Annotated in this window: 5 protein-coding genes and 1 pseudogene; 5 read left to right on the top strand and 1 reads right to left on the bottom strand. The window is 54.4% G+C overall.

Annotation, left to right across the window (positions count from 1 at the left end; genetic code table 11):
• Positions 1-80: 80 nt before the first annotated feature.
• From FQK12_RS16825 to FQK12_RS16810, 4 genes are read left to right on the top strand one after another with little or no spacing between them, the layout of a single operon-like run.
• Positions 81-800, top strand: coding sequence for an aspartate/glutamate racemase family protein (locus tag FQK12_RS16825; protein WP_014229063.1), 720 nt, complete (start codon positions 81-83; stop codon positions 798-800).
• Positions 801-828: 28 nt separating this feature from the next.
• A complete protein-coding gene (locus FQK12_RS16820) occupies positions 829-1,836 on the top strand; it encodes a glycine betaine ABC transporter substrate-binding protein (RefSeq protein ID WP_014229064.1) in 1,008 nt (335 codons plus the stop codon).
• Positions 1,833-2,603, top strand: coding sequence for an ABC transporter permease (locus FQK12_RS16815; protein WP_014229065.1), 771 nt, complete (start codon positions 1,833-1,835; stop codon positions 2,601-2,603). Before FQK12_RS16820 ends, FQK12_RS16815 begins: the two co-directional genes overlap by 4 nt.
• Positions 2,603-3,379, top strand: coding sequence for an ABC transporter ATP-binding protein (locus FQK12_RS16810; protein ID WP_014229066.1), 777 nt, complete (start codon positions 2,603-2,605; stop codon positions 3,377-3,379). The genes FQK12_RS16815 and FQK12_RS16810 overlap by 1 nt, the downstream gene beginning before the upstream one ends.
• 278 nt (positions 3,380-3,657) lie before the next feature.
• Here the strand turns inward: FQK12_RS16810 and FQK12_RS16805 are convergent, their stop codons facing one another.
• Positions 3,658-4,221, bottom strand: coding sequence for a DJ-1/PfpI family protein (locus FQK12_RS16805; protein ID WP_014229067.1), 564 nt, complete (start codon positions 4,219-4,221; stop codon positions 3,658-3,660).
• A 66-nt stretch (positions 4,222-4,287) separates the two neighbouring features.
• On the opposite strand from FQK12_RS16805, the pseudogene FQK12_RS27885 reads away from it, so the two are divergent.
• Positions 4,288-4,443, top strand: a pseudogene (locus FQK12_RS27885) (NmrA/HSCARG family protein); the annotation flags it as partial.
• Positions 4,444-4,849: the final 406 nt, after the last annotated feature.

The following is a 4,849-nucleotide window of genomic DNA, read 5'->3' as shown; positions in this document are numbered from 1 at the left end:
GAGAATGTGGTGTTTATCCATACGGGGGGAAGTGCAGGTCTGTTTGGCTACCGTCAGGTCATCGCCGATTATTTGCCATCATGAGTACACCATTTCTGCTGGGAATTCTTGGCGGCATGGGGCCGCTGGCGACGCTGGATCTGATGCATAAATTGCTGCGGGCAACGCCCGCCAGCAGCGACCAACAGCAAATTCCCCATGTGGTATGGAATGTGCCGCAAATTGCGGATCGCCAGCGGGCGCTGGCGGGAACGGGGCCATCCCCGCTGCCGCAGTTGTTGTACGGTGTGGAACAGCTGAACCGCGTGGGCGTCAGTCATATTGCCATTGCCTGTAATACGGCGCACCACTGGTATGAGGCGCTGGCGCAGCATAGCGACGCACCGTTGCTGCATATTGTGGATGCCACGCTGGCGGTATTCGACGGGAAAGAGAAACCCCGGCGGGTCGGGATTATCGCTACCCAGGGCACGCTGGATGCCGGTTGGTTTCAGCACGGATTCACCGCGATGGGGATCGAAAGCGTACAGCCAACGCAAGAAGAACTGCGGCAGTGGTTTGTACCGGGATGCTATGCGGTAAAACGCGGCGAACTGCGTACCGGCGGAGAACTGCTGAGTCTACAGGCCCAGGCATTGCGCGATCGTGGCGCAGAGCGGCTGGTGCTGGCCTGTACAGAAGTGCCGGTTGCGCTGGCTGAGGTGACCTCACCGCATCTGGCCGTGTCAATTGATCCCGCAGAAGCGCTCGCCCGGCAGTGTGCCCGGCTATGGCTGGCGCAACGCGAGACATGGCATTAAAAACGTTGTTATTTAAAGGATAAATTAAATGAATAAAAGTCTCTGTGTCTTACTTGCAGCGGGTGGCCTGTGGGTTAATAGCAGCTTTGCCGAAACGCCAGCGGAAGTTCGGGTGGCATATAGCGGCGGTTCTCAGGTGCTGATGCTGGCTAAGGCCGATGGTTCTTTGGATAAGGCACTCAACAGCAAGGTGAAATGGGTGCAATTTGCGTCCGGTGCTGATGCGTTAAATTACTTTGCCAGCAATGCGATTGATATTGCTAATTTTGGATCCAGCCCGGCAACGGCAGGCATTGTCAGAAAACTGCCGGTGGAAATTATCGGCGTCTCTGGCGTGATTGCCAGCTACGAGCGTTTAATTGGTAAAGACGGTATTGCCAGCATTAAAGATATTGAGGGTAAACGCGTAGCCTATCCGCCAAACTCGACGGCGCAATATGCGCTTGAGGCCGCTATCAGCGTTAACCATCTCGACCGCAGTAAAATAACATTATTGCCGCTGCGTCCGGCGGAAATGGTCGCAGCCTGGAAACGCGGTGATATCGACGCGGGCTATGTCTGGGCGCCGTTTGCTCAGGAACTGGAGACTTCTGGCGGGCATCAGGTGTTCGCAACCAAAGATCTGCAAAAAGATGGTTACCTGATTTATAACAACTACGTTGTGCGTAAAGCTTTTGCTGAGCAGTACCCGCAAACCGTCAGCGCGTTCCTGCGTGTTCATCAGCAAAAAGTCGATGAGTTTAAGAAAGACCCGGAGCGCGCGGCGGCCATTGTTGCGAAAGAGGTGGGTGCGCCGGTGACGACCGCCGTCAATACGTTGGGTGGGCTGGAATATCCCACGCTGAGCCAGCAGGGTACGGCGCAATGGTTGGGTAACGGTACGCAAACCACCGACAGCGGGATTGGGAAAGCGCTGACCAAAACCTCTCACTTCCTTGCTGATATCGGTGAGATTCGCCAACGTGATATCCCGGCCAGCTGGGACAGCGCCATTAACTCCCGTTATATCCGTGACGCAGCGGTAGCCGCGCAATGAGATTGAGTTATCACATTGCCATCAGCGTCGTTTCGGTCACTGTTTTCTTTATCGTCTGGCAGGTGGCGGCCTCGCGGCAATGGGTTGATCCGCTGCTGCTGCCATCGCTAACGGATATAGGCCTGACGACCGAAGAGTTGCTGGCGGATGGTTATCGTCAGGTGCCGCTGTGGGAGCATGTTGCCGTCAGCCTGGCACGTGCGTTAAGCGCTTTTTCTGTGGCAATCATCATCGGTATTCCTCTGGGATTATTGATGGGGCTGTCGGAAGGTCTGGCGGCGGTGCTGAATCCGTTTGTGCAGTTTTTGCGCCCGCTGCCCAAAATTGCCCTTATTCCGCTGGCGGTCGTCTGGCTGGGGATTGGTGAGGCCTCGAAGTTCTTTCTCATCTTTATTGCCACTTTCCTTAGCGTGGTAGTGGGGGCATCTGCTGCGGTAGAGCGTATTGGTCGTTCGCGCATTCGTGTGGCGCAAACGCTTGGTGCTTCACGCAAACAGATCTTTCTGCGCGTGGTGTTACCGGATACGTTACCGGAACTGTTCACCACCGTCAGGCTGTCGATTGGCATTGGCTGGACGTCGCTTATCGCGGCGGAGATGGTTGCTGCCAGTTCGGGGCTGGGTTGGATGGTCATTAACGCCAGTTCCTATTTACGCACCGATATCGTCATGCTTGGCATTTTGCTACTGGGTGGCATTGGCTATGCGCTGGATTTACTGCTGCTGGGGCTGCAGCGCCTGTTTGTACCCTGGGCGGGGAAAGAATAATGAGTGCTATCACGCTGGAAAACGTATCGCTCGCCTTTGCGGCGAAGCCACAGCCGTTCACGGTGCTGGAAGATATCAGCCTGTCGCTCCACAAAGGGGAATTTGTGGTGCTCCTGGGGCCTTCCGGCTGCGGTAAGTCCACTATTCTTAACCTGGTCGCCGGGTTTAACAAACCGGATCGGGGGCGCGTGGTGGCGGGGGGGAAACCGGTCCGCCAGCCGGGGCCGGATCGCGGAATGATCTTCCAGCAGCCTAACCTCTTTCCGTGGCTATCGGTACTGGATAACGTCACCTTTGGTCCTCGGCTGGGTAAGCATCGCAAAGATGAAATTAACGCCCGTGCGATGGAATGGCTTGGACTCGTTGGCCTGCAAGGCTTTGAGCACCATTCGCCCTGGCAGCTTTCAGGCGGTATGAAACAGCGGGTAGCGCTGGCGCGCGCCTGGCTACCCGGCCCGGATGTGCTGTTACTGGATGAACCCTTCGGCGCGCTCGATGCGCAAACCCGTCTGATGATGCAGGAACTGCTGCGTGAGGCCTGGCTCAATACCGGCACCACTCTGCTTTTTGTCACTCACGACGTGGAAGAGGCGCTATTCCTCGCCGATCGCATTCTGATTATGTCAGCAAACCCAGGAAAGATTGTTGAGGAGATCGCCCTGCCTTTTGGCCGGGAACGTGATATCGAGAATCTGTCTGAACACCCGGATTACAGTGGGATCAAACATCATGTACTGCACCGGGTGCGTAAGGAGGCTAAACGCCATTTAGGTTGAAAACGGCTGCAGCAAGCAAAGGGGTTATTTCCGAACTTATCATATCGTGGTTCCCGGTTGTTCTGGTCATATCGAATGACCAGACGGGCAGCGATCGCGTCTGGCCCTGCTTCGGCGAAAGTCTGCACCGTCTACCCCAAAAGCTGAGCTTACAGCATTGCCGATAATCTTTTTTAACTGCCATTAAAACCGATGCTGGCGCGATTTTTAGCGCCAGCATCGCCTTCAGACGGTAGTCCCCGATGATCCGTTCCGGCCTTTTATATTTGTCAGGTTTGCTACTGCAACAATTCGGCAAATTTCGCCAGCCATTGCGGATGAGCGGGCCAGGCGGGGGCGGTCACCAGATTGCCATCCACATGCGCCTGATCGATACCGATGTCGGCAAAATGTCCGCCGCTGAGCCGCACTTCCGGCGCGCAGGCCGGATAGGCGCTGCAGGTGCGGCCTTTTAATACCCCCGCAGCTGCCAACAGCTGAGGGCCGTGGCAAACGGCAGCAATAGGTTTACGCGCTGCGTCAAATGCCTGCACCAGTTTAATCACTTGCGCATTCAGGCGCAGATATTCTGGCGCCCGGCCGCCGGGGATTAACAGCGCGTCGTAATCCTGTTCTTTCACCGTTGTAAAATCGGCGTTGAGAACAAAGCGGTGCCCGGGTTTCTCACTGTAGGTCTGGGCGCCGTCAAAATCATGGATCGCGGTCATAATGAAGTCGCCTTTTGTTTTATCTGGACAGACCGCATCAACCTGATGACCGATCATTTGTAATGCCTGAAACGGCACCATAGTTTCGTAATCTTCGGCGTAATCGCCCACCAGCATCAGAATCTTTTTGCCCATCTTATTCACTCCTGTATGAAGAAAGGTGTCTAAGATATAGCCTGGCGGGAGAGGGAATGCGAACCTGTGGATGAGGGACGGCTGGCGGGGCATGCCGATCTGGCGGCGATGCGGCAAATGAATCCGCAGCTGCAATCCATTGAGTCCTGGCCGGCGGGAACAGGACGCGTCGCTTTCGAACGGGCGCTGGCAATCTCTGCCGGCCGGGCCTTTAAGCGGTAAACCCGCTTTACCCGGCGCCAGGCAGGAATTAATGAGCGAGAGGTATTATTGTAAGCTCTGTTTTAATATATCTGCTGAATGAAATGCCGCTATTTCTTTTGCGCTCAGCGCGACTCTATACGTTGTCCGGTTTAACCATCGATACCGGATATTTGGCAAGTATTATTTGTAAGTTTTATATTAATCCTGTCAGCCATTAATTATAGCCATATTAAAATCCACTACTGGACTTTTTTATGGCCGGTAAAGGATAAAAAATAATTTATTTCTTACGCCCCTGTTCGCGCGCGTTTCAGTATCCGGAACGACCAGTATTTGCGTTACATATTGATTTGCATCAATCAACGCTGCCTATTCAGATATGAATTTAATTCACATTCCTCTGTCAGGTATACATCCTGCCTTT

This window comes from Klebsiella sp. ME-303, from assembly GCF_007910085.1.
Classification (GTDB): Bacteria; Pseudomonadota; Gammaproteobacteria; order Enterobacterales; family Enterobacteriaceae; genus Klebsiella; species Klebsiella michiganensis.
This window is presented reverse-complemented; position numbering and strand designations above follow the sequence as displayed.